The following is a 20,957-nucleotide window of genomic DNA, read 5'->3' as shown; positions in this document are numbered from 1 at the left end:
TGAGCGCAGCTTCCTGAATCAGCCGGATGGCACTCCTCTGGGACAACCTGGCGCAACAACTGGACACTGTCCGCGCCACTGAGTCAGCAACTGCCGTGGTGACTCCTGTGGCTGTTCCGGAAACAGCGGAGGATCCTTCCGACCGTCAACGTCGACTGCAGAAGGCACTTGAAGCCGTTAAAGACAGCGGCAACGCCATGATGATTGAGTCACTCAATGCCGCGATTGAAGGCCGTCAGGCGAATCTCAACCTCCCCGAGCTGCCGGACGGCATCGCCAAGTTCTAGTCCGATTCCCCTTCGAACAGGGTCTCCAGCGGCTCCGCATCCACACCCTCCACCTCCCGCAGGTAGCGGGCTAGAACATCGCTCTGGCCATGGGTGACGTATACCTTTCGGGCGCCGCTGTCCCGAACGGTCTGGATCAGCCCAGGCCAGTCGGCATGGTCACTGAGCACGAAGCCCCGCTCATAGCCCCGCCGTCTGCGCGCTCCGCGCACGGCCATCCAGCCGGAGGCAAAGGCTGTTTGAGGTGACTTGAACCGACGCATCCAGCTGGAGCGATGGGCCGATGGCGGGGCCAGGATCAAACGCCCGTGGAGCGGATCCTTGCGGGTCAGTTCGCTGACGGGACGGCTGGGGGTCATGGGAACTCCCGCCTCGCGGTAGTGGCGGGTTACGGTTTCTACGGCGCCGTGCAGTAGCACCTCCTCCTCGACGCCGATGGCCTTCAGCTCAGCCAGCAAGCGTTGGGCTTTGCCGAAGGCGTAGCAGAACAGCAGTGACGGCCTGGTGCGATCACCGCTCCACCAGGCATGGATGTCCTTGGCCACCTGTTCACCGCTCTGCCAGCGATAGATCGGCATCCCGAAGGTGGCTTCGGTGATCAGCACATCGCAGCGCACCGGTTCAAAGGGTTCGCAGCTGGGGTCGTCATCACGTTTGTAATCACCGCTCACCAGCCACACCACCCCCTCCGATTCCAGGCGGATCTGCGCTGAACCAAGCACGTGTCCTGCGCTGTGAAACGACACCTTGCATTGCCCCAGCCAGTGTTCTTCGCCGTAGGCCACCGGGTTAAGCGTGATGTCTTTGCCCAGCCTTTGGCGCAGAACCCCTTCACTTGAGGCCACAGCCCAGTACTCCCCGCATCCGGGTCGGGCGTGGTCGGCATGGGCGTGGGTGATCAGGGCCCGAGGTACTGGACGCCACGGGTCAACCCAAGCTTTTGCGGCTCGGCAGTACAACCCATCAGGCGTGCGTTCGATCAAGCTCCGCTGCTGATCACTGCAAACAGTCTGGAAGCCCCGTACTTTGAGCGCGTTTGCCCCGTTTGCCATGAAGCTTCTGGCTGCCGCCCTGTTTGTTTCAGCCCTGGCTGTGCCCAGTTCCGCTCTGGCTCAGAAAAAGATTCCCAAGGCAAAAGGCCACAACCAATGCCCTCTGGGTTATGTCAACACGCTGGGCACCACCTGCACGTCTCCCATTTACTACGAGATGAGGCCCACCAACGGTGAAGCCTGCCCTTCTGGCTGGATGAATGTTGGCGCTGGCTATTGCCGCAAGAAGTGATCAGTTCTTCTGTTCAGGCCTGAGGCCACTCCAGCGCTCGAGGGTGTTGATCGACTGAACACCCTCAAGCCGTGCTGATCCGGGCCGTGTCCAAGTGGGGATGGATCGAATGTTTTCATCCCTGCACTGCCTGAGCTGGTCGGGGTACTTGTCGGGCAGACCGCATTCCACGTAGTTCAGGTTGCCTCCGGCCTGTTTGCCGAAGAGCTTCATCTGTTCTTTGCAGGCGGGGCACCAATGGGCTCCAAAAAATCTGGCCCCCACTTGGTTCAGTTGGTTGGCCAACTGCATGGTTTGTGCTGTGGACTCCGTTGCTGGTTCAGGAATCGGCTGATTCCAGGCTTGTGCGACCACTTTCTCGCCTGAACCCAATGTGATGACCGCCAAAACGGCCAAGACGTCGATGCCCTTCATTTGCTCGACATGCTCCCCGACACGGTGTTCTTGGCGTTGAAAATCTATTCCGATCCGATGGATAGAACCTCGCAAGCAGCGTCGACCTCCTGGGCAAGTTGTTTGAGATCGCCTTCGATGAAGTTCACTCCAGTCCTTGGGCCTCCAGATCGGATGATCAATCGCTTGCCCGTGAGGATGAAATAGGTCGCCCTGAGCTGATCCACATTTTTCGTGCCTCGTTCCCATTCCCCACAGAGGAACACTTCTCTCTCCAAGTCGCTCATGGTTGAACAGGCCGCGAGGACCAACGTGATGCCCACGGCACAACGTTGAAGGCTTCTGGTGGTTGCCTGATCAGGCTTCACCGGCTCATCTCAAGCATGCGCTGCATGGGTTTCATGGCCTTCAGACGCATCGGTTCATCCATCTCGATCGCAGGCGTGAGGGTCTCCAGGCATGCCTTCAGTTTTTCCAGGGTGTTGAGACGCATGTAGGGGCAGGCATTGCAGCTGCATCCATCGATCCCTGGCACGTCGAGCAGGGTTTTCTCCGGAACCCGTTGCTGCATCTGATGGAGGATCCCTGGTTCCGTCAGAACGATGAAGCTTTCGCAGGAGCTCTCTTCGGCGTAGTTCAACAGCTTGCTGGTGGATCCAATGAAATCCGCCAGGTCCAGCAGGTTCTGCTGGCACTCGGGGTGGGCGATCACTTCAGCCGTGGGATGTTCGTGCTTGAGGGCCAGAACGGCCTCTTCGCTGAAGGTCTCATGAACGATGCAGCGTCCTGGCCAGAGGGTCAGCTCGCGACCGCTCTGTTGCTGAACCCAGCGCCCCAGGTTCTGATCCGGGGCGAACAGAACGGGCTGATCGGCAGGCAGTTGGTTCACCAGATCAACCGCATTGCTGCTGGTGCAGATCAGATCGCTTTGCGCCTTCACTGCTGCCGTGCAGTTGATGTAACTCACCACAAAGTGGTCGGGGTGTTCTGCACGAAAGCGGGCGAACTCATCAGCGGGGCAGTCGTCCGCCAGAGAGCAACCGGCCTCTAGATCCGGCAGCACCACCGTCTTTTCCGGGCTGAGAATCTTGGCGGTCTCCGCCATGAAGTGCACGCCGCAGAACACGATCACATCGGCATCCGTGCTGGCGGCCTTGCGCGACAGCTCCAGGGAGTCACCAACGAAATCGGCGATGTCCTGTATCTCCGGTTCCTGGTAGTAGTGCGCCAGGATCACGGCATTGCGGTCCTGGCGGAGCCGGTTGATCGCCGCAACAAGGGCGGTGTCAGCGCTCATCAGGACCGGTTCGGGGCAGGATGGCCACAGCCTAGGCACTCGCTCTGAAGCACCTGCGCCTTGCCATTGCCGGTGATCTGCACGGCGCCTGGGGCGACGCGGATGAGCAGCTGCTGCAGCAGCTCAGGCCTGACGCTGTTCTTTTTGTTGGTGATCTCGCTGATGGGGATCTGCGTCTGACGCGCCGGATCACGCGGCTTCCCTTCCCCGTGGCCGTGATCCTGGGGAACCACGACCGCGGGCGAGATCGCAGTGGCGGCATCCTCGAGCAACAACGCGCTGTGCTCGGCGATCTCCATTGCGCCTGGCGCTCGATCCATTGGCCGGAGCTCCCGTTGACGGTTGTGGGTGCGCGTCCCTGCAGTGCTGGTGGGGGGTTTCACCTCTCGAAAGCTGTGGAGGCGGTGTACGGTCCGGTGTCGCTTGAGGCTTCAGCCGAGCGAATCGTGCAGGCCGCAGCTGAAGTTCCCGCTGATCAGCCCTTGATCGTGATGGCCCACTGCGGTCCCTCGGGCTTGGGATCTGATGCCGCCAGTCCCTGCGGACGTGACTGGAAGACCCCGGCGGTGGACTGGGGGGATCAGGATCTGGCCCTTGCCCTGGACCGCATGGCCAAGCACCGACCCGCCGATCTGGTGATTTTCGGTCACATGCACCATGCCCTCAAGCGCGGCTCCGGTGTCCGCCAGACGCTGTTGCGCCATCGCCATGGAACCGCTCTGATCAACGCCGCTTGTGTGCCTCGTTCAGGGGTGGATAGGCAGGGTCGATCGCTGCTGCATCTCTCCTGGGCTGAATTCCAGGGTTCCCGCCTCACCCAGCTCGCCCATCGCTGGTACACCCCCGATGCTGAGCTGATCCATCAGGAGCGGTTGCCGATCGATGCTCCGCTGCCGTGCTGATCTATCTCTGCAGCAGCAGCCATGGCTTCGGCCATGCGGCTCGCGATGCTGCGGTGTTGCAGCAGCTGCGCCGCCTGCGTCCTGAGTGGACGTTGGTGATGAGCTCGGGCCTGCCCTCCCCGGTACTCCAGCTGTTGTTGGGGGATGCAGCGATTGAGCAACGCTGCTGTCAGTGGGATGTGGGCATGGTGCAGGCCGATGCGCTCGGTGTGGATTGCGCCGCCACCCTTAGTGCCCTGGATCAGCTTGAACAACGGCTGCCGGCCCTGATCGAGGCTGAAGCCGTCTGGATGGCGTCGCAGGGGCAGCCGGTGTTGATCATCGGGGACATTCCCCCGGCCGCGGCCGCCCTGGCCAAGCGCCTCGATGCACCCATGGTGTGGATGAGCAATTTCGGCTGGGATGACATCTATGGCCCCTTGGGCCCTGCTTTCCAAGGCTGGGCCGATGCCGCCGCTGAGGCCTACTGCTGCGGTGATCTCCTGCTGCGCTGTCCGTTTGACCTCGCCATGAATTGGGGGTTGCCTGAACAGAGGATCGGGTTGGTCTGTGCCAGCCCGCGGACCATCCCGGCGGATCTTGAGGCTTCCCTTGATGGCCAGGATGCTTCCCTGGTGCTGGTGGGATTTGGAGGCTTGGGCTTGTCCCTTTCGCGGGATCTGTTTCAGCTCTGGCCCAACCACCATTTCCTGCTGCCGACTTCAGCAGATGGTTCGCAAGCACCTGAGTTGGCAGCGCTCCCCAACCTCACGCTTCTTCCAGATGGGCTGCGTCCCGTTGATGTGCTGGGCCGTTGCTCCCGTTTTCTGGGCAAGCCCGGTTTCAGCAGCTTCTGCGAGGCGATTGCACAAGGGGTTGGGATGCACGTGGTGGAGCGCAGCGGATTCGCTGAAGCGGCGGCGTTGATGGATGGTCTGCGTCGCCACGGTCAGCACCGCTGCCTCACGCGTCAGGAGCTGGATGCCGGGGCATGGCAGCTGGACCAGCCATTGCTGGCGCCGAGCGAAGCTCCTCTTTCTGCATCAGGGGCTGAAGAAGCCGCTCTGGCACTGGTGGGTTGGGCTGAGCAGACCATTTGATTTTCACGAAAAAACTACTTCTTGTCGCGTCAATTTGCTGCCAAGTTGATGCCCTGGCCGATTATTTGACTGGCATATATACCTATTGCTTTGAGCCTTCGGTTCGAGAAAGTCGCACGGAGTGGGATTTTTTCTCGCCCGAGCATTTCATCCGCTTCTGATCTGCTCATCGTCCTCTTCTGAGGGCATGCACTTTGAACGCTCTTAATGGCTATCTCTGCATTCATCGGTCGTCAGACGCTTCAAGCGGCCGTGATCGTCGGAGTTCTGCCTGCCCTCTGTTCACCGCTGTCAGCCCGGGCGAGCCTGTTGCCCCCCGCCTCGCGGGCGCAGTTGATTCACACCTCTGATATCCAGCCCAGCCGGGCGATTCCCTACTTGATCACGCCTGAACGTCGGGCGATGCTCAACACGATCCGCTTCGCGGAAGGCACCTGGAAAGGTGGCCTCGATGTGGGCTACCGGGTGATGTTCGGAGGTGGTTTGATGCCTTCCCTAGACCGTCATCCCAACCGGGTGATCTATAGCTCCCGCTACGCCAGTGCAGCTGCCGGGGCCTACCAGTTCATGCCCTTCACCTGGAATCTGGTTCAGCGCAGCATCGGCGTGCGCGGTTTCGGACCTGAGGCCCAGGACCAGGGCGCCTTGTTTCTGATCCAGCGGCGCAAAGCTTTGGGTTTGACCGACACCGGTGTTCTCAGCCCGCTTCTCGCGGCCATGCTGGCTCCCGAATGGGCGTCCTTCCCCACACTCGCCGGTCGCAGCTATTACGGCCAACCCGTCAAAAAATATGCGCGTCTGCGTTCCTTCTATGACGTGAATCTTGCGGAGTTGCGTCGTTTGCGTGATATCAAGCGCCAGGCGCTCGTCGCTCCTCCTCCGGCACTTTGTACCGGGTCGCGCATCGAATGCGCCACCCGGCTGTGAGAGACATTTTCGAGGTCGTCTAACCCCCTCAACCCTCAGCGTCGTTCTGAAGCTTTCGACCAACCGTGGCCTGGGCGATCAGATAAGCGGCGATGCCACCAGCCAGGAAGCCGACCCCATTGCGCAGCAGGGGCATCACTTCAGACGTCCGTGTGACCACAGGGGCAACGCCGAAGACCCCGAAGAGCATCACCCACAGCGGTGAGAGCAGCAGCAACCAGGCCCAGGCGATGGTTTCGCCCTCCTTCCGTGGATAGGCCGCAAAGCCAGCAATCAAGCCGCCGAAGATCGAGGTGGTCAGCGTCCAAAGCCACTGTTCCTGGGGAAGGCCTGGCACCACCTGACAGCCACCACGGTCCAGACAGATTTCCACCGCATTGAGGGCATCCAACACGGCTCCGTCCTCGCCGTGATCCTTCACGTAGTACTGGTTGCCGTAGCGGGTCTGCAGCTCCACCCAATAGGTGCGCGGCATCATCGCGAAGTAGGCATCGCCAACGTTGAAGTTCAGCAGGTTCCCGCCGCGGGGGTCGGCCACCAGCAGCAGGCTGCTTTCATCCAGCCCCCAGAACTCGCGAATGGCCAGACCTGGTGTGCGTTCGTACTGAGTCAACACCCGCATCTTCCAGCCGGTGCGTTCTTCCACATCCGCCAGGGATGCCTCCAACTGGCTTCTCTGGGTGTCACTGAACACCTTGGCGAGGTCGATCACCGGGGTGGGGTGATCTGGCAGCAGCTCCGGGTTGTCGTAGGCCTCAGCCGGGGTCACCAGAACACCCAGGCTGACCAGAGCCACCACGACAAGGCTCCACAGATGTCGGGTGTGATGTGTTCCCATGGAGCTGCTGCAGCGACCGGCATTCTCTCCAATGGAACCGATGGTTGCGTCCTGTCCTGAATGGTTGGCAACGCATCTGCATCAGGCGGGGGGTGCTGTTCCGTTTTCCCGATTCATGGATCTGGCTCTGAATGAGCCGGAGCACGGGTATTACGGCTCAGGCCGCGCGCGCATTGGTGCCCAGGGTGATTTCGTCACCTCCCCAGCGTTGGGCAGTGATTTTGCAGTCCTTCTGGCTCCTCAGATCCTGGCCTGGCTGACGTCGATTCCCCGAAGCGATCCTGATCAACGCCTGTCGATTGTGGAAATCGGTCCTGGCGAGGGTCATCTGGCCCGGGATCTGGTCGCTGCGTTGCATGGTGCTGATCCAGAACTCCTGGCTCGGATCGAATTGGTGTTGGTGGAGGCCAACCCCGGCATGCGGCGGCGGCAACAGGCTCTGCTGCAAGAGGCGGACGATCTGCCGCTGCGCTGGTGTTCTCTGGACGAGTTGCGCCGCGCTCCGGTTCAGGGCGTGGTGATCGCCCATGAGTTGCTGGATGCCCTCCCGGTGGAACGACTGATCTGGCGGGAGGGATCTCTCCAGCAGCAGTGGGTGGAGCTCGCTCCAAAGGGTGATCTGAGAACAACGCATCGGCCCCTCCCCGATGGTTTGCACCAGGAGATCAGGCGCGTGTGCGGCCAAAGCGGCATTCAGTTGCCGCCCCCCGATGCCGAAGAGGGGTGGACCACGGAGTGGAACAGTGCAATGCTCGACTGGTTCGCGGCGGCGGCCGCTGCCGTGGATGCGGGCGTTCTGCTGGTGATTGATTACGCCCTGGAGGCCGAGCGTTATTACACGGCCCGGCGCTCCGACGGCACCTTGATGGCTGTTTGCGCTCAGCAGGCGGGGCTGTCGCCCTTGGATCAGCCTGGTGAGCAGGACCTCACGGCCCACCTCTGCATCGAGGTTGTTGATGAGGCGGCCCAGCGCAACGGCTGGCTGGTGGGTGATCAGATCAAGCAGGGCGAGGCACTGCTGGCCTTGGGGCTTGCGCAGCGTCTGCATGGGCTGCAGCAGCTACCGGGCCAACAGCTGGCGGAAGCCCTGCAACGCCGCGAAGCCTTGCTTCGCCTGGTTGATCCTGCGGGGCTGGGTGCGTTCCGCTGGCTCACCTACCTCCGCGGGTTGCCGGAAGGCGGCTTCAGCCTTTCAGGCGCTCCAGGCAGCTCAGAATTTCCTCACGACTGACGTCATCGCGGATCTCAACGGATCCGATGCCGGTGGGCATCACGAAGCGCAGGCGGCCGTCACGCACCTTTTTGTCCCCCTGCAGGCTGTTTAAAACCGCATCAGCGGAGAGATCCGGCCAGGCGGTGGGGAGTCCGGCGCTCTCGATCAGTCGGCGTTGGCGCTCAGCATCATCGCGGCTCCAGCTGCCCCGAAGTACCGCAAGTTCGCCCACCGCCACCATGCCAATGGCGACCGCTTCACCATGGAGCCAGGTGCCATAGCCGCAGAGGGTCTCCACCACATGGCCGAAGGTATGGCCGTAGTTGAGGATCGCCCGCAGGCTACCTTCTTTTTCGTCGGCGGCCACCACCCGTGCCTTGGCCGCGGCCGATCGCTGCAGAATCGAGCTCAGGCGTTCCGCACCAAGACCCGCAGGCGTGCTCGGGTCGGGGCAAGCTTCCAGTTCTTCGAACAGCGCCGTATCGCCGAGGATTCCATACTTGATTACTTCGGCCATGCCGGCCCGGAACTCGCGTTCGGGCAGAGTGTTGAGGGTCGATGGATCGATCAGCACCAGCCGCGGCTGGTGAAAGGCACCGATCAGGTTTTTGCCGCGGGGATGGTTGACCCCGGTCTTACCCCCGATCGACGCATCCACCATGGCCAGCAGGGTTGTGGGCACTTGCACCACCTGGATGCCCCGCAGCCAGGTGGCTGCTGCAAAACCGGTCATGTCCCCCACAACGCCTCCGCCAAGGGCCACCATCAAGGAGCTGCGTTCGAGCTTGGCGCTGTAAGCCGCGTCGTGGATCTCCGCCACCGTGGCGGGCGTCTTCTGGTGTTCGCCGGCGTCAATCACCAAAAGCTCCACGCTGAAACCTGCCTCTCTGAGGCTGTTAAGGCAGGCATCGCCATAGGGGTTGGCGACATCGGGATTGCTGACCACCAGCACACGCCGATCAGCCTGCACACCAGCGTCCAGCATCTGCTGACCAAGTCTGGCAAGGCCGCCGTTTCCAATCACCACCTCGTAGGGATTGCGCTCCAGCGCAACGCGGATGTGATGCAACGGGGTGATTGTGGTCATGAAACCGTTGGAACCCACCTACTCTCGCAACAGTGTCGCTGGTCCTGTGCGCGAGAGATCAGTGCGCAACTCTCTTTCGGCCTGGGCGTTCCTGCTGCCGGCTGTGGTGCTGATCAGTTTGTCGGTGCTGGTGCCGGCCCTGATGGCTCTGGTGATGAGCTTTACCGCCACGGGGCTGGATGTCAGTGAACCCCTGCGTTTTGTCGGTTTGGCCAACCTGGAGCGCCTGCTGTCGGACCCGATGGCGCGGCAGGTGCTGCTCACCACCTTTCTCTATCTGGTTGGTGTGGTGCCTCCCATCGTTCTGGGGGCGATGGCGCTGGCGGTGCTGGTGAACCAGGGGCTGCCGGGGCGTTCCCTGCTGCGGGGCGCCTTCTACACCCCGGTGCTGGTATCAATCGTTGTTGCAGCGATCGCCTTCCGCTGGCTGTATGCCGAGAACGGATTAATCAATGGATGGTTAAGCGCCCTGCTTGGCGATGCCTTCAGTCCGATTGGATTCCTCACCACGCCACAGCTGGCCCTGCCCGCCGTGATGTTGGTGACCCTCTGGAAAGGACTAGGCTATTACATGGTGATCTTCCTAGCGGGTCTTCAGGGCATTCCCAAGGAGCTCTATGAAGCTGCGGAGCTGGATGGCAGCGAGGGCTGGAGAAAACATCTCGACATCACCCTGCCCTTGATGGGGCCCTACGTGACACTGGTCGCTGTGGTGTCGTCGATCGCGGCCACGAAGGTGTTCGAGGAGGCGTTCCTGATGACGCAGGGAGGTCCTGCGGATGCCACCCGAACCATCGTTTATTACGCGTACGAACAGGCTTTCGCTGAATTGGAGATCAGCTACGCCTGCACCCTTGGCCTGGCCCTGTTCCTGATGGTGCTGCTGTTCACCATGGTTCGCTTGGCCTTAGCCGGCGACCGGCCGCTGATCTGACGCTTTCACTGACCCTGCAGAGTGGCAAGCTGCGGACATCAGCTCGGACACGATGATCGGCGTTGTGGGAGGTGGTCAGCTGGCACGGATGCTTGTGCAGGCCGCCGCGCAACGCGAGGTTCCGATCGCCGTTCAGACAGCCAATCCAGCGGATCCCGCCGCTGGATTGGCTTCGCGTCTCGTGTCGGCGGATCCGCGGGATGTGGCTGGAACCCGGGAGCTGGTGGTGGGCTGTGACGGCGTCACCTTCGAGAACGAGTGGGTCAACATCGACGCCCTTCTGCCGTTGGAGCAGCAGGGCGTTCGTTTCCAGCCATCCCTGGCTGTGCTCTCGCCCCTGGTCGACAAGTTGTCGCAGCGTCAGCTGCTCGACGATCTGGCGATCCCAAGCCCGCCCTGGTGTCCGCTGCGTTTGATTTCGCCGGCCCAACCTGCGCTTCCTCAGGGCTGGACCTTTCCCGTCATGGCCAAGGCCTCCCGCGGGGGATATGACGGGAAGGGCACGGTGGTGTTGCGCGATATCGATGCCCTGTCGCAGTTGTTGCGAGCCGTCCCTGCCGAGGATTGGTTGCTGGAATCCTGGGTGGACTATGAACTTGAGCTGGCTCTCGTGGTCAGCCGCGATCAGCGCGGCCGGATCCGCCATTTCCCTCTGGCGCAGACCCATCAGCATCAGCAGGTTTGTGACTGGGTTCTGGCACCGGCACCGGTGGACCCTTCCGTAGCGGCCTTGGCCTACAACGTTGCTGCGTCGCTGATGACGAAGCTCGGCTATGTGGGGGTGTTGGCTCTGGAGTTTTTCTATGGACCAGCTGGCCTGCAGGTGAATGAGATCGCCCCCCGTACCCACAATTCAGGCCATTTCTCGATCGAAGCCTGCACCAGCAGTCAGTTCGATCAGCAGCTCTGCATCGCGGCTGGTCTTCCCGTGCCTGATCCCGAGCTCAAAAGCCGCGGTGCCTTGATGGTCAACCTGCTGGGCCTGGACCCCGAACGCCATGATCCCTTGGACCAGCGGCTCCAGGCGCTGGAAGCCATGCCAGGGCTTCACCTGCACTGGTACGGCAAGTCACCGGAAACTCCGGGGCGCAAGTTGGGCCACGTGACGCTGCTGCTCGAGACTGAAACGGTGGCGATGCGTCGCGATGAGGCCGAGTCAGCACTTGCCGCCATTCGCAGGATCTGGCCCCACGCGAGCGAGAGTCAGGACTAGGCTAAGTATTGAACTGCTGTGTTGGTGACGGCCTTTTTCTAGTGCTCTGATCTGACTCTCTTTCGACTTGGGGAGACTGTCGTGACGGTGACGTAGACCGGCCATGCAGCCGGAAACGAAACCCCACTTTGTCGCCCCTTCTGGTTCTTCCAGGTCGACCACTGGGGCTCGCACGGCATGGCGGTTCACCTCATCAGGGACGTGAACAGGGTCTGGTATGAATTTTCTCCAGAAGCGTTTGAGGTCTTCACCCACATCGATCAAGGGGGATCTGACACCCAGGTGCCAAAGAGGCTTTTCGCTTGAACTGCGCATAGTGCTGGCCCGTGCCAAGAGCCTTGGTCGGATCTGAGGAGGCGAACGAATCCATCAGCCTTGAAGCGTTGATCTCGCCGCTCAAATTTGGTCAATCAACCGGAGCATCACTTTCCAAGAAATTTATGCGGCTTATTCGAGGTGCAAATCACTTGCCTGGTCTTTATCCGCAGATCTGATTGATTAGCTTTCTCCTGCCACGTTCGTCGCCAACGTATTGCGGTGGTTTATCTGGGAGGAGAAAAAGAACTTGTCAGGCTCTTGTCGTTCACCGACAACTGCCCATTGGCTTCTAGCCAGCACCAACCCTCCGTGCGGAAACTGGTGGAGTACGTCATTATGAGTGCTTTGGCGCAGCTTTGAGCCACTGGTTCGACTATGAACAAGCAGTTGCAGCAGGCCATGTGGTTGCAAGGCGCTCCCCGTCATTTCCTGGGGCCCAACGTGACGGCTTTGGTTCCTTTAAACCTTCTGGCAGCAGCCTTCACCCATAGCCATTCCGATGTCTCGATGAGGATCCTGCATGGCTACTCCGACCTTGGACTTGTTTTTGGTGTTTATGGGGCTTTGGTCCTCCTTCTCTTGCAGTCAAATGCGCTGAAAAAGATCTTGCTTGCCCTTCTGCTCGTTGGCAACATTGCTTTCTTTGTTGTCAACACTTGGATCACTGTGAATGGAATGGGTATTCCATTTGGACCGCAATTTCACCTTGCTTTGGCAGCTATCTTTGCTGCCAATTACTTTTTAATCAGTCGCACATATCGCAGTTTTACAAGCTGAGTTGAGCATGCCTAATTTTTAGTGTTCTTTTGGTGTTCATTCGGTGAGCTGTTGGATGCATGTCAATTAAATTCTTTGATCAATCCCCGTGCGTGGATGACGCCGAGTTCAGTGGGTTAGTTGATTGTGACTTGCCTGACCAACATTTCTGATTGGCTAGTGGGGTATGCCCCTCATCAGCCAAGACTCAATTACAAAAAATAAAAGGAAGAAGAGGCCAATTCCCATAACCAGAACCTTGCCGTTCATCATGTCAATTTCGCTTTGCTCGAATTCTAGATTTGTTTTTATTCGCTTGCTATTGATCGGCTTGAGGGTCTAGATCTCTGAATGGTTGAACTCCTGTAGCGCATATTGGGCGAGGCATTTGTTTTTATCGGTGTCGGTCAGCGAGATGGTGGTCACGCTCTGACGCCAGTTTCGACGGTTGATCAATTCGTTGAATTCGGTCAAAGCGTCTTCGAGGTCGTCGAAACTGCCCATGCTCTCCATTGTTTGTTGCCCTTGTTTGACGGCTATTTCGAGGGGCATGGTTCGATCGCTGCAGCCATCAAGGCTACCCCTGTGCTGTTGTGTAGTCGATGATGCTTACGGCTGTGTGAACAAAGCTTGTCAGCGCTTTGCCTGTCCTTAGCGTTTGGTTGATTGCAGTGCTGCGATGCGTGATCCACGCCTGGATGAACTGATCCAAATGGAAACCTGGGATTGGTGGAAAGCTCAGGTCTTTTATTTGCGCGAAAAGAAAGATTACGCTGACGCGGAAGCGCTGTTTATGGAATTCAAGATCCCTGCAACTGACGCCAACGATTGATACTACTGTCTGATGTCACTGTGCATGGATCCAGGGAATCAAATTTGTTCTCAGATTGAGTTTGTTGGTTGATGGTGTTGTTGAGAATTATTTTTCTGCATCGCTTCACTGTCATTCTTCCGTTCTGGTTTCATTCTTTTCGCCTTTTTTCTGGTTGGTGCTAATCGCGCTGCTTGTGGGTTGTTTTGGCAGCCCCGCGGCTGACGCTGACCCCTTCTACCGGATAACGCTGAAGTCGCATGCCGGGCCATCCTTCCCCTATGTTTCCGCTGATCCGATTGGGCTGAACTCTGTGCCCGCGATCCCGGCGTTGCCGTTGGTCATCCTGAGGCCTGTCGTGCTGCCGGATTCGAGTAAGGCCAACCCGTTCAGGGGCGGTGATGCAGAACGGCCTGTTCCAGGTCTGGCCGACTCATCGAAGTCACCACAAAGACTTCCTGGGCTGATGTGCCCTTGCGGGCCACCAGCTTGTATCCCCCTGTGATCGGGGTGGACACCCGCAGTTGCAGCTCAGGACTGCGTCCACGCACCCGGCTGATCACGGCGGGGGTGATCGTCTGAATATCCGTCTCATGGGACAGGGCCTTCAGCCACGGGATCAAGCCGTCTACATAGGTGCTGTGGGTGATGACGACCCGGCCCAAAGCTGAACGAAAACCCGAGAACTGGTGAAAGTTAGCCACTTTGGCTATGCCAGAGAGAGCGCTCCGGGGCTGTGATGCTGAAATCAGTTGACGCTCTCCGCCACGCGATCAGCGGACCGCTAGAGGACGCATGCGGCCCACAGGCCCGCATGCTCACCGCTGAAGTGCACGGAACGGAGGTCCGGGGACTGGCCTTGTGTCCTGGCCGCGTGGTGCGTTTCGTAATGGACGAGCAGCTGCAGCGCTTGCAGGTGGCTGATCTGCTGCGGCTCACCAAAGCCAGCCGCAAGCCTGCGGCCTGACTTAGCAGCGTTCCAGCGGGGCCATCGTTAAGCCTTCGGCCTGAAGCTGCTGGTGGTACAGCTCGGCCTGCTCCAGCGGCCCGCACCAGACTTCTGCCGAACCCTGTCCATCAATTCTGTTGGCGAGGTTCCAGGCGTTGTCCTCACTCATGCCGGGAATGATCTTGCGCAGGCAATCCACCACGTGCTGGAAGGTGTTCACGTCGTCGTCCAGAACGATCACGCGAGCCTGGGGATAACGCTGGGTCGTTCCTTGACGCTCCAGCACTGCTGATGAACCGGGGCTGGAGCTGGTCATGACAGTTGCCTTCGGGCGGACGAAAAGGTGTCGAACCCTAGGTAGGATCACATCAGTTAAGTGGTCAAGAGCATGTTGTTCACTCTGGGTTGGGCGTCCTTGGCCGCCATGTTCAGTTTTTCTATCGCCATGGTCGTCTGGGGACGCAATGGTGACGGCACCTTGAACTTCTGATCGAATCTGTGCTTCAAGACGCACCCCTCCTCAGCCAGACCCTGGCGGTCACGGCGGCAGTGCTTCTTGTCTTCGTCAGCGTTGCCGTGATCTATCTCTCAACGATCGAATGGAGAGACCGTCGACGCCGTCAAGGTTCATCCAAATCATCTTCTTGATTGACTCGATCCGACGCCAACTCGGACTTCATCCTTGCACAGCCCTTCTTCTGGGGTTGTGCTTTTTTTGCCCGCCCTGCTGCTTGGCACGTCCAGCCTGCAGACGCCTTCCCTGAATCGCCGTGGAACAGCAGAGCTGTTTGAGATCAGTCAGCGGGCACGCCTGGTTCAGAGCTTTGAGGCGGACCCCTCTGCACCGGTGCCGAGGATCTGGCAGCAGCGGCTTGGTCCTACGGCAGCCCCTGGTCGCTGGGCCCGTCATGGCCGCGGTCTCTGGTGGCTGATCTGGCTTGAAGACGGCGAACCCCTTTTGGCGCTTCCGGCCGCATCGCATTCGTCTTCCCTGGATCTGCTGTTTGCTGATGAACTGCATCGCAGCAGTTTTGATCAACTCCCATCGCTCAAGCGACAGGAGCCCTCGGCCCTGGAGCAGAGCTGCTTGCAGCGGTTGACCAGCGGAACGGCCGTTCAGTGGCAACCCTCTGGACTGGCCTCGATCAGCGGTTCCCTTTTTCCCGCCTTGGCGAGCGTGTCCCATGGCTGTCTGCGTGTTGCGCTGCAGGGCGATCGTCTGTTGGCTGAAGGACCTGTGGCCCCCGGCACCTTCGCATTCCTGCAGCCTCATCACGAGAAACACCCAGCCAATTTCGTTCGCTTCGATCCGCCGTCGGCCTATCTGGAGCTCAACAGCGTTTCCCTACAGCCGCTGCTGGGATCTTTGTTCAACAATTCACTGTTTGCAGAACAACTCGACAGCCGATACGGACTGCCGAAGGAGGTGCGCGAAGTTCTTCTCAATGCACCTGTCGTTGTACGGCTCGATGCGCTCGAGGCTGGCCGTTTCCAGGCTTTGATTCAAGCCAGGTTGATGCTGGCTGCTGATCAAACCGACAGGATCAAGCGAAGTCTCGATGCCGTTGCCTCCGCTTTGTTGCAGCGTGGTTTTCAACCGGTGCAACGGTCACTGCTGTCTCTGGAAGGTCAGCCTTCAGACCGTGTCGCTGATGTTTGGTTGGATCCCCAGGGGCATCCCCAAGGTGGCTGGTCTCTGAGCCCCCCACTTCGAGGCCAGGTGGAGTTGCTGCTGGCTCTGGGGGACGCCCCGAAGCTCGGCCCGAATCCGCTGAAACGGAGGGGCCAACAGTGGCTTTGCCTTCAGGCACGACCGGATCAATTGGTCCGGTTGGATTGGCTCAGACCGGGCTGGCCGCGGGTGCTTCGCCAGGCATCTCAACTGGAGCTTGAGATGACCGCACTGCCTAAGCCGCAACAGCCCGGATGGATTCGGCTTCAGCTGGAGGTGCGTTGAGCCTGCTCTTCCAAACGACGCTCCTTCTTGCGCTTCTCGGCAGCGATGGTCTCTTCCACAAGCTCAACGGCCTGATCCATCCGTTCACTATTGGAGCCAAACAGGGTCAGATCCTTCTCGACGCGATCCGTGGGCAAACCGAGCCCTTCGGCAAGTTCCTTGCTCTGTTTGACGATGGCCTCGGTGTCCGAGTCTGTCGCATCCGCCGCGGCCGCCTTGAGAAGGCTCATCAGTCCAACGGCCATCAAACGCGAGTAGTGGCTGCCCTCTTTGAGGGCGTGGGATGACAGCCAATCCTTGAGGCTCTCGGGATCCTTGCCTTTGGCCTGCTCAACCAGAGAAGCGTAGGTTTTGCGCAGCTTCGCTGCGTCGAAGCCATTGCTGCTGCAGAGGGCTCTAAACAGTGCGTCGGTCTGCGCTTCGGGCCGATAGCCCTTGATGAAGGTGTCAAACACGGTGCAGAGCCCAACGCTAAAGAGCTCGTTGGCTTCAAATCGGCTTTGATGGCTCAGCAAATGCAGCTCCACCAGCAGCTCATCAGCAAGGCGGCGGTACAGCGGTGCAATGACGTGGGGAAAGGCCTGATGAAACGCTCGTTTGCTGTCGGCAATGGTCTGACTTGCGGCCAACGTGCAGTCCAGGAATGAATGGCCGAAACCCTAGCGCCGCAGACATCGCCGTTAGGATTGCTCGACCCTACTGTTGCTCAGATGATCCCCATTGTGATTGAGGAGTCCGGCCGGGGAGAAAGGGCCTTTGACATTTATTCCAGGCTTCTGCGCGAGCGAATCATCTTCCTTGGTGAGGCCGTCACCAGTGACTCCGCCAACCGGATCGTGGCCCAGATGTTGTTCCTCGAAGCTGAGGACCCCGAAAAAGATATCTACCTCTACATCAACTCTCCCGGAGGTTCGGTCTACGACGGCCTCGGCATCTTCGACACGATGCAGCACATCAAACCGGATGTGCACACGGTGTGTGTCGGCCTCGCCGCAAGCATGGGAGCTTTCCTGCTCTGTGCCGGCACCAAGGGCAAGCGAAGCAGCCTGCAGCACTCCCGGATCATGATTCATCAGCCGTTGGGTGGTGCCCAGGGTCAAGCCAGCGACATCCGCATTCAGGCGGACGAGATCCTCTTCCTGAAAGAACGCCTCAACAAGGAGCTGTCCGATCGCACTGGGCAAACCCTTGATCGGATCCAACAGGACACCGACCGTGACTTCTTCATGTCACCCACCGAAGCGATGAACTACGGCTTGATTGATTCGGTGATCGACAAGCGTCCAGTTCAGGCGGTCGCTTGAAGAAAGGAAGTTCAAAAGCCAACCGTCCCAGCAAGATCTGCCCAGTCTGCGATCGTCCCTTTGAGTGGCGCAAAGCCTGGAGAAATTGTTGGGACGAAGTTGTGTATTGCTCCGAGCGTTGTCGGCGAAGAAAAAATAAATCCAATCAGTAAACCCCCCCCCGTCTGAATAAGACGGGGGGGGGTTTACTGGACCAAGAATCAATCCAGGGTGACGACGGTGCGGTCTTTCTCAGGAACAGCGGTGAATTCAGCCACAACGGCCTTGAACTCATCACCATCCATGGTTTCCTTCTCGATCAGCAGTTCCACTAGACGATCAATGGCTTCGCGGTTGGCAGCCACGATTTCCACGGTTTCGTCATAACAGCGCTTCACCATGTTGCGCACTTGAATATCGATCTGCTGGGAGATCGATTCCGACACATCACTGCGTGACATCAAATCGCGGCCCAGGAACACTTCCTGGCTGCCGCCTTCGAGGGCAACAGGGCCGAGATCACTCATGCCGAGTCGGGTCACCATATTGCGGGCCATGGAAGCAACCTGCTGGATGTCGCCACCGGCTCCGGTGGTCACTTCCTGGTGGCCGAACACCACATCTTCAGCGGCGCGGCCACCAAGGGCTCCCATTATGCGTGCCTTGAGCTGGGCGCGGGTGACGAGGGTTTGCTCCTCGTCCGGGGAGAACCAGGTAAGACCCTGGGCCTGACCACGGGGAACCAAAGTGACTTTCTGAACAGGGTCGTGGTCTTTAACCAGCGTCCCGATCAGGGCATGGCCCACCTCGTGGTATGCGATCAGTCGCTTGCTGCGACCGTCGGTGAGGGGACGACCCTCCATGCCAGCAATGATCCGATCGACAGCGTCGTCGATCTCGCTCAAGCCGATGGCTTCCTTGCGGCGCCGTGCGGTGAGGATGGCCGCCTCATTCATCAGGTTGGCCAGGTCAGCACCAGTGAAGCCAGGGGTGCGGCGGGCGATGCTCTCGAGGGACAGCTCTTCTTCGAGCTTCTTGTTGCGGCAATGGACGTCCAGGATGGCGAGACGACCCTTAATGTCGGGGGCGTCCACGGTGACCTGACGGTCGAAACGGCCGGGACGCATCAAAGCTGAGTCCAGAACATCGGGGCGGTTGGTGGCGGCGATGATGATGATGCCGCTGTTGCCCTCGAAGCCATCCATCTCCGTCAGGAGCTGGTTGAGAGTCTGTTCACGTTCGTCATTTCCTCCACCGATGCCGGCGCCGCGCTGGCGGCCAACGGCATCAATTTCGTCGATGAAGATCAAACAGGGGCTGTTTTCTTTGGCCTTTTTGAACAGATCGCGGACGCGGCTGGCACCCACGCCAACGAACATCTCAACGAACTCCGAACCAGAGAGGGAGAAGAAGGGAACTCCCGCTTCACCGGCAATGGCCTTGGCGAGCAGGGTTTTGCCTGTGCCGGGAGGGCCGACCAGCAGAAGGCCACGGGGAATCTGAGCACCCACGGAAGTGAACCTCTCGGGCTGCTTCAGGAAGGTGACCACTTCTTGTAGTTCCTGCTTGGCCTCGGTGACGCCGGCCACGTCATCGAACATGACTCCGGTCTCCGCTTCCATCATGAAGCGGGCTTTGCTTTTGCCGAACTGCATGGCTTGGCCAGGGCCGCCAGGCATGTTGCTGTTGCGGCGGGCCAGGAAGATCAGGGCACCGATCAGCAGCAGCGGGAACGCCAGATTGCCCAAAACTCCGAGCGCCGGTGGAGCTGTGCGGGGGGGATGAATGTCAAAGCTGATGCCTTCGGTCTTCAGCGTGTTGATCAGCTCAGGTGCCAGACCAGGAAGATCAACGCGAAGGCGCTGGACGCGGTTGTCGAGGTCGGGGTCAACGGCTTCGATCACGGCGTTGCGGCCACCGTCGTAGATGTCAACGGCTGTGACGCGACCGGCCTCGACGTAATCGAGGAAGCGGCCGTAGCTCATCCGTGCCACCGCAGCATTGCGAGGAGCGACTGTGGTGCCATTGCTGTCTTGGCTGAGGCCATTCATGCCTCCATTGCTCACGACCTGCCAGCCGATCAGCAACACGACGCCGATTGGCAACAGCCAGAGGGCAAGAAGGCGCCAGCGCTGATTCATGAGCTGAAGAAATTCGTTAATTAGTGTAAAGGAGTTGGCCTGATTTTTGAGGCCTTTTTCAAAGGCTTCTCAGGGCAACAATCGGGTCGAGTTTTGCGGCTCGTCGGGCTGGAACGACTCCGAAGAACAGACCGATGGATCCCGAGAGTCCAACGGTGACCACCACCATCGTTGTGCCGATCGTTGCTGGCAGGGGCGTGACCGCCGCCACGAGGCTCACTGTTCCAAGACCCGCCAGCGTGCCGATGGCGCCGCCCAGGCTGGCGAGAGCAAGTGATTCCACCAGAAACTGTTGCAGCACATCACTGCTGCGGGCGCCCAGGGCTTTGCGCAGACCGATCTCTTCGGTGCGTTCACTGACGGACACCAGCATGATGTTCATGATCCCGATGCCTCCCACCAGGAGGGAGATCCCACCGATAGCCCCGAGCATCAGGGTGAGTCCTCCGGTGATGGTGCTCACGATGGTGAGGGCGTCCTTCTGGGATCGCACCACGAAATCGTCGTCCCGGAGAATCCGGTGCCGCTGCCTCAGCAGGTTGTTGATCTGAAAGCTGGCTGCGCTGATGCTGTTTTCATCCCTGGCTTCAACACTGATGGAGTTGAGGCTGACGCCGTAAATCGGATCCCGACCGGTGATCCGGTTCACCATTGTTGTGATTGGGATGTAGGTGTTTTCATCCTGGTTGCTGCCGAAGACGGCTCCTTTGGGGGCCATCACACCGACCACCTCAAAGCTCTGATTGCCGATGCGCACCTGCTGGCCAATGGCTGAGCCAGTGGGAAACAACTTGATCCGCAGATCAGAGCCAAGCACGGCAATGGCTTTCGCGCCGGCGACGTCCCTGGCGTTGATGAAACGGCCCTTGGCTACCTCGAAGCTGCGCACTGGGAGGAACTCCGATGTCGCGCCGAAGACCGCACCCGTGGAGCTGCGGGCTCCGGCCTGAACCACCTGATTGGTGTTGATCACGGGCGCCACGCGCTTGACGCTGGGAACCTGGCTGGCGATGGCTTCGGCATCCTCCAGCACAAGCGTTTTGGGTCGGGTGACACCTTGGCGTCTGGCGTTTGTGTTGCCCGGAACCACAAACAGCACATTGGCCCCGAGGTTGTTCAACTGACCTTCAGCCAGTAACTGTGCCCCCCGTCCAACCCCCACCAGGGTGATCACAGAGGCGTTACCGATCACGATGCCCACCATCGTGAGGAGGCTGCGGAGGCGGTTGCTCCGCAGGGTGGACAGGGCCATCCGCACCGTTTCCGTTGCGGGCATGCGCCGCTTCAT

At 59.7% G+C, this 20,957-nt stretch carries 27 protein-coding genes and 1 other RNA gene; 16 read left to right on the top strand and 12 right to left on the bottom strand.

Translation table 11 applies throughout. From position 1 onward, the window contains the following. Nucleotides 1-26: 26 nt before the first annotated feature. Nucleotides 27-287 (top strand): hypothetical protein, encoded by a 261-nt coding sequence (locus SYNCC9605_RS07325; protein WP_011364430.1) that lies wholly within the window; start codon nt 27-29, stop codon nt 285-287. Here SYNCC9605_RS07325 and SYNCC9605_RS07320 read toward each other — a convergent pair. Further along, nucleotides 284-1,270: a ligase-associated DNA damage response exonuclease gene (locus SYNCC9605_RS07320; RefSeq protein ID WP_011364429.1), complete on the bottom strand. Its 987-nt coding sequence runs from the start codon at nt 1,268-1,270 to the stop codon at nt 284-286. The genes SYNCC9605_RS07325 and SYNCC9605_RS07320 overlap by 4 nt on opposite strands. A gap of 67 nt (nt 1,271-1,337) precedes the next feature. Here SYNCC9605_RS07320 and SYNCC9605_RS07315 point away from each other — a divergent pair, with 67 nt between their 5' ends. Further along, nucleotides 1,338-1,571, top strand: coding sequence for a hypothetical protein (locus SYNCC9605_RS07315; protein ID WP_011364428.1), 234 nt, complete (start codon nt 1,338-1,340; stop codon nt 1,569-1,571). Here the strand turns inward: SYNCC9605_RS07315 and SYNCC9605_RS07310 are convergent, their stop codons facing one another. The 3 genes from SYNCC9605_RS07310 to nadA are packed head-to-tail and all read right to left on the bottom strand — an operon-like array spanning nt 1,572 to nt 3,261. After that, nucleotides 1,572-1,985 (bottom strand): hypothetical protein, encoded by a 414-nt coding sequence (locus SYNCC9605_RS07310; RefSeq protein ID WP_011364427.1) that lies wholly within the window; start codon nt 1,983-1,985, stop codon nt 1,572-1,574. Between the two features lie 44 nt (nt 1,986-2,029). After that, nucleotides 2,030-2,332 (bottom strand): hypothetical protein, encoded by a 303-nt coding sequence (locus tag SYNCC9605_RS07305; RefSeq protein ID WP_011364426.1) that lies wholly within the window; start codon nt 2,330-2,332, stop codon nt 2,030-2,032. Next, nucleotides 2,329-3,261, bottom strand: a complete 933-nt coding sequence (nadA, locus tag SYNCC9605_RS07300; protein WP_011364425.1) for a quinolinate synthase NadA — start codon at nt 3,259-3,261, stop codon at nt 2,329-2,331. Before nadA ends, SYNCC9605_RS07305 begins: the two co-directional genes overlap by 4 nt. A gap of 53 nt (nt 3,262-3,314) precedes the next feature. On the opposite strand from nadA, the gene SYNCC9605_RS07295 reads away from it, so the two are divergent. The 3 genes from SYNCC9605_RS07295 (at nt 3,315) to SYNCC9605_RS07285 (ending at nt 6,169) form a co-directional block, all read left to right on the top strand. Next, on the top strand, nt 3,315-4,163 hold the full coding sequence (locus SYNCC9605_RS07295; RefSeq protein ID WP_071813020.1) for a TIGR04168 family protein: 849 nt from the start codon (nt 3,315-3,317) through the stop codon (nt 4,161-4,163). After that, nucleotides 4,157-5,242: a hypothetical protein gene (locus tag SYNCC9605_RS07290; protein WP_011364423.1), complete on the top strand. Its 1,086-nt coding sequence runs from the start codon at nt 4,157-4,159 to the stop codon at nt 5,240-5,242. Before SYNCC9605_RS07295 ends, SYNCC9605_RS07290 begins: the two co-directional genes overlap by 7 nt. A gap of 207 nt (nt 5,243-5,449) precedes the next feature. Further along, complete coding sequence (locus SYNCC9605_RS07285) at nt 5,450-6,169, top strand: glycoside hydrolase family 24 protein (protein ID WP_011364422.1); 720 nt, start codon at nt 5,450-5,452, stop codon at nt 6,167-6,169. Nucleotides 6,170-6,197: 28 nt separating this feature from the next. Here SYNCC9605_RS07285 and SYNCC9605_RS07280 read toward each other — a convergent pair whose 3' ends face one another. Next, nucleotides 6,198-7,007, bottom strand: coding sequence for a TPM domain-containing protein (locus SYNCC9605_RS07280; RefSeq protein ID WP_041434802.1), 810 nt, complete (start codon nt 7,005-7,007; stop codon nt 6,198-6,200). Between SYNCC9605_RS07280 and SYNCC9605_RS07275 the strand changes: the two genes are divergently transcribed. Continuing rightward, nucleotides 7,006-8,238, top strand: coding sequence for a class I SAM-dependent methyltransferase (locus SYNCC9605_RS07275; RefSeq protein ID WP_011364420.1), 1,233 nt, complete (start codon nt 7,006-7,008; stop codon nt 8,236-8,238). The two genes, SYNCC9605_RS07280 and SYNCC9605_RS07275, sit on opposite strands and share 2 nt — an antisense overlap. On the opposite strand, the gene aroB is transcribed toward SYNCC9605_RS07275, so the two are convergent. Next, nucleotides 8,192-9,307 (bottom strand): 3-dehydroquinate synthase, encoded by a 1,116-nt coding sequence (aroB, locus tag SYNCC9605_RS07270; RefSeq protein ID WP_011364419.1) that lies wholly within the window; start codon nt 9,305-9,307, stop codon nt 8,192-8,194. The genes SYNCC9605_RS07275 and aroB overlap by 47 nt on opposite strands. A gap of 61 nt (nt 9,308-9,368) precedes the next feature. Between aroB and SYNCC9605_RS07265 the strand changes: the two genes are divergently transcribed. The 4 genes from SYNCC9605_RS07265 (at nt 9,369) to SYNCC9605_RS07255 (ending at nt 12,549) form a co-directional block, all read left to right on the top strand. Then, nucleotides 9,369-10,241 carry a carbohydrate ABC transporter permease gene (locus SYNCC9605_RS07265; protein WP_011364418.1) on the top strand — a complete coding sequence of 291 codons (873 nt, stop codon included), beginning with the start codon at nt 9,369-9,371 and terminating at the stop codon, nt 10,239-10,241. A gap of 52 nt (nt 10,242-10,293) precedes the next feature. Next, on the top strand, nt 10,294-11,454 hold the full coding sequence (locus SYNCC9605_RS07260) for a 5-(carboxyamino)imidazole ribonucleotide synthase (protein ID WP_011364417.1): 1,161 nt from the start codon (nt 10,294-10,296) through the stop codon (nt 11,452-11,454). Nucleotides 11,455-11,461: 7 nt separating this feature from the next. Next, nucleotides 11,462-11,645: non-coding RNA, 6S RNA (gene ssrS, locus SYNCC9605_RS13900), on the top strand. Between the two features lie 502 nt (nt 11,646-12,147). Beyond that, a complete protein-coding gene (locus SYNCC9605_RS07255; RefSeq protein ID WP_011364416.1) occupies nt 12,148-12,549 on the top strand; it encodes a hypothetical protein in 402 nt (133 codons plus the stop codon). 318 nt (nt 12,550-12,867) lie between these two features. On the opposite strand, the gene SYNCC9605_RS07250 is transcribed toward SYNCC9605_RS07255, so the two are convergent. Then, nucleotides 12,868-13,080 carry a hypothetical protein gene (locus SYNCC9605_RS07250; RefSeq protein ID WP_041434800.1) on the bottom strand — a complete coding sequence of 71 codons (213 nt, stop codon included), beginning with the start codon at nt 13,078-13,080 and terminating at the stop codon, nt 12,868-12,870. 127 nt (nt 13,081-13,207) lie between these two features. Here SYNCC9605_RS07250 and SYNCC9605_RS15130 point away from each other — a divergent pair, with 127 nt between their 5' ends. Beyond that, entirely contained in the window at nt 13,208-13,360 is a 153-nt protein-coding gene (locus tag SYNCC9605_RS15130; protein ID WP_198002432.1) for a hypothetical protein, read from the top strand. Between the two features lie 368 nt (nt 13,361-13,728). Here the strand turns inward: SYNCC9605_RS15130 and SYNCC9605_RS07245 are convergent, their stop codons facing one another. Further along, entirely contained in the window at nt 13,729-14,004 is a 276-nt protein-coding gene (locus SYNCC9605_RS07245) for a DUF2103 domain-containing protein (RefSeq protein WP_011364415.1), read from the bottom strand. Nucleotides 14,005-14,078: 74 nt separating this feature from the next. Here SYNCC9605_RS07245 and SYNCC9605_RS07240 point away from each other — a divergent pair, with 74 nt between their 5' ends. Next, complete coding sequence (locus SYNCC9605_RS07240; protein ID WP_011364414.1) at nt 14,079-14,306, top strand: hypothetical protein; 228 nt, start codon at nt 14,079-14,081, stop codon at nt 14,304-14,306. A 1-nt stretch (nt 14,307) separates the two neighbouring features. Here the strand turns inward: SYNCC9605_RS07240 and clpS are convergent, their stop codons facing one another. Then, nucleotides 14,308-14,604, bottom strand: coding sequence for an ATP-dependent Clp protease adapter ClpS (gene clpS, locus SYNCC9605_RS07235; protein WP_011364413.1), 297 nt, complete (start codon nt 14,602-14,604; stop codon nt 14,308-14,310). Between the two features lie 72 nt (nt 14,605-14,676). Between clpS and petN the strand changes: the two genes are divergently transcribed. Both petN and SYNCC9605_RS07230 read left to right on the top strand, forming a co-directional pair. Continuing rightward, a complete protein-coding gene (gene petN / locus SYNCC9605_RS13895) occupies nt 14,677-14,778 on the top strand; it encodes a cytochrome b6-f complex subunit PetN (protein WP_011364412.1) in 102 nt (33 codons plus the stop codon). A gap of 216 nt (nt 14,779-14,994) precedes the next feature. Next, the gene (locus tag SYNCC9605_RS07230; RefSeq protein ID WP_041434799.1) at nt 14,995-16,245 is read left to right on the top strand and encodes a hypothetical protein; all 1,251 of its coding nucleotides are present in this window, start codon (nt 14,995-14,997) and stop codon (nt 16,243-16,245) included. On the opposite strand, the gene psb29 is transcribed toward SYNCC9605_RS07230, so the two are convergent. Beyond that, complete coding sequence (gene psb29 / locus SYNCC9605_RS07225; RefSeq protein ID WP_011364410.1) at nt 16,227-16,874, bottom strand: photosystem II biogenesis protein Psp29; 648 nt, start codon at nt 16,872-16,874, stop codon at nt 16,227-16,229. The two genes, SYNCC9605_RS07230 and psb29, sit on opposite strands and share 19 nt — an antisense overlap. Before the next feature lie 81 nt (nt 16,875-16,955). Here psb29 and clpP point away from each other — a divergent pair, with 81 nt between their 5' ends. Together clpP and SYNCC9605_RS13890 are read left to right on the top strand one after the other, a co-directional pair. Further along, nucleotides 16,956-17,549 (top strand): ATP-dependent Clp endopeptidase proteolytic subunit ClpP, encoded by a 594-nt coding sequence (gene clpP, locus SYNCC9605_RS07220; protein WP_041434797.1) that lies wholly within the window; start codon nt 16,956-16,958, stop codon nt 17,547-17,549. Next, nucleotides 17,546-17,701: a DUF2256 domain-containing protein gene (locus SYNCC9605_RS13890; RefSeq protein WP_011364408.1), complete on the top strand. Its 156-nt coding sequence runs from the start codon at nt 17,546-17,548 to the stop codon at nt 17,699-17,701. Before clpP ends, SYNCC9605_RS13890 begins: the two co-directional genes overlap by 4 nt. Before the next feature lie 48 nt (nt 17,702-17,749). Here the strand turns inward: SYNCC9605_RS13890 and ftsH are convergent, their stop codons facing one another. Both ftsH and SYNCC9605_RS07210 read right to left on the bottom strand, forming a co-directional pair. Further along, entirely contained in the window at nt 17,750-19,669 is a 1,920-nt protein-coding gene (gene ftsH / locus SYNCC9605_RS07215; protein WP_011364407.1) for an ATP-dependent zinc metalloprotease FtsH, read from the bottom strand. A 58-nt stretch (nt 19,670-19,727) separates the two neighbouring features. After that, the gene (locus SYNCC9605_RS07210) at nt 19,728-20,957 is read right to left on the bottom strand and encodes an ABC transporter permease (RefSeq protein WP_011364406.1); all 1,230 of its coding nucleotides are present in this window, start codon (nt 20,955-20,957) and stop codon (nt 19,728-19,730) included.

It is taken from the genome of Synechococcus sp. CC9605, assembly GCF_000012625.1.
GTDB lineage: Bacteria > Cyanobacteriota > Cyanobacteriia > PCC-6307 > Cyanobiaceae > Parasynechococcus.
This window is presented reverse-complemented; position numbering and strand designations above follow the sequence as displayed.

Excerpts from the sequence above, each read along its gene's own strand:
- SYNCC9605_RS07325 (WP_011364430.1), top strand. The coding sequence starts at position 27 with ATGGCACTCCTCTGGGACAACCTGGCGCAACAACTGGACACTGTCCGC.
- SYNCC9605_RS07315 (WP_011364428.1), top strand. The coding sequence starts at position 1,338 with ATGAAGCTTCTGGCTGCCGCCCTGTTTGTTTCAGCCCTGGCTGTGCCC.
- SYNCC9605_RS07310 (WP_011364427.1), bottom strand. The coding sequence starts at position 1,985 with ATGAAGGGCATCGACGTCTTGGCCGTTTTGGCGGTCATCACATTGGGT.
- nadA (WP_011364425.1), bottom strand. The coding sequence starts at position 3,261 with ATGAGCGCTGACACCGCCCTTGTTGCGGCGATCAACCGGCTCCGCCAG.
- SYNCC9605_RS07285 (WP_011364422.1), top strand. The coding sequence starts at position 5,450 with ATGGCTATCTCTGCATTCATCGGTCGTCAGACGCTTCAAGCGGCCGTG.
- SYNCC9605_RS07275 (WP_011364420.1), top strand. The coding sequence starts at position 7,006 with ATGGAGCTGCTGCAGCGACCGGCATTCTCTCCAATGGAACCGATGGTT.
- SYNCC9605_RS07280 (WP_041434802.1), bottom strand. The coding sequence starts at position 7,007 with ATGGGAACACATCACACCCGACATCTGTGGAGCCTTGTCGTGGTGGCT.
- aroB (WP_011364419.1), bottom strand. The coding sequence starts at position 9,307 with ATGACCACAATCACCCCGTTGCATCACATCCGCGTTGCGCTGGAGCGC.
- SYNCC9605_RS07260 (WP_011364417.1), top strand. The coding sequence starts at position 10,294 with ATGATCGGCGTTGTGGGAGGTGGTCAGCTGGCACGGATGCTTGTGCAG.
- SYNCC9605_RS07255 (WP_011364416.1), top strand. The coding sequence starts at position 12,148 with ATGAACAAGCAGTTGCAGCAGGCCATGTGGTTGCAAGGCGCTCCCCGT.
- SYNCC9605_RS07250 (WP_041434800.1), bottom strand. The coding sequence starts at position 13,080 with ATGCCCCTCGAAATAGCCGTCAAACAAGGGCAACAAACAATGGAGAGC.
- SYNCC9605_RS15130 (WP_198002432.1), top strand. The coding sequence starts at position 13,208 with ATGCGTGATCCACGCCTGGATGAACTGATCCAAATGGAAACCTGGGAT.
- SYNCC9605_RS07240 (WP_011364414.1), top strand. The coding sequence starts at position 14,079 with ATGCTGAAATCAGTTGACGCTCTCCGCCACGCGATCAGCGGACCGCTA.
- clpS (WP_011364413.1), bottom strand. The coding sequence starts at position 14,604 with ATGACCAGCTCCAGCCCCGGTTCATCAGCAGTGCTGGAGCGTCAAGGA.
- petN (WP_011364412.1), top strand. The coding sequence starts at position 14,677 with ATGTTGTTCACTCTGGGTTGGGCGTCCTTGGCCGCCATGTTCAGTTTT.
- clpP (WP_041434797.1), top strand. The coding sequence starts at position 16,956 with ATGATCCCCATTGTGATTGAGGAGTCCGGCCGGGGAGAAAGGGCCTTT.
- ftsH (WP_011364407.1), bottom strand. The coding sequence starts at position 19,669 with ATGAATCAGCGCTGGCGCCTTCTTGCCCTCTGGCTGTTGCCAATCGGC.
- SYNCC9605_RS07210 (WP_011364406.1), bottom strand. The coding sequence starts at position 20,957 with ATGAAGCGGCGCATGCCCGCAACGGAAACGGTGCGGATGGCCCTGTCC.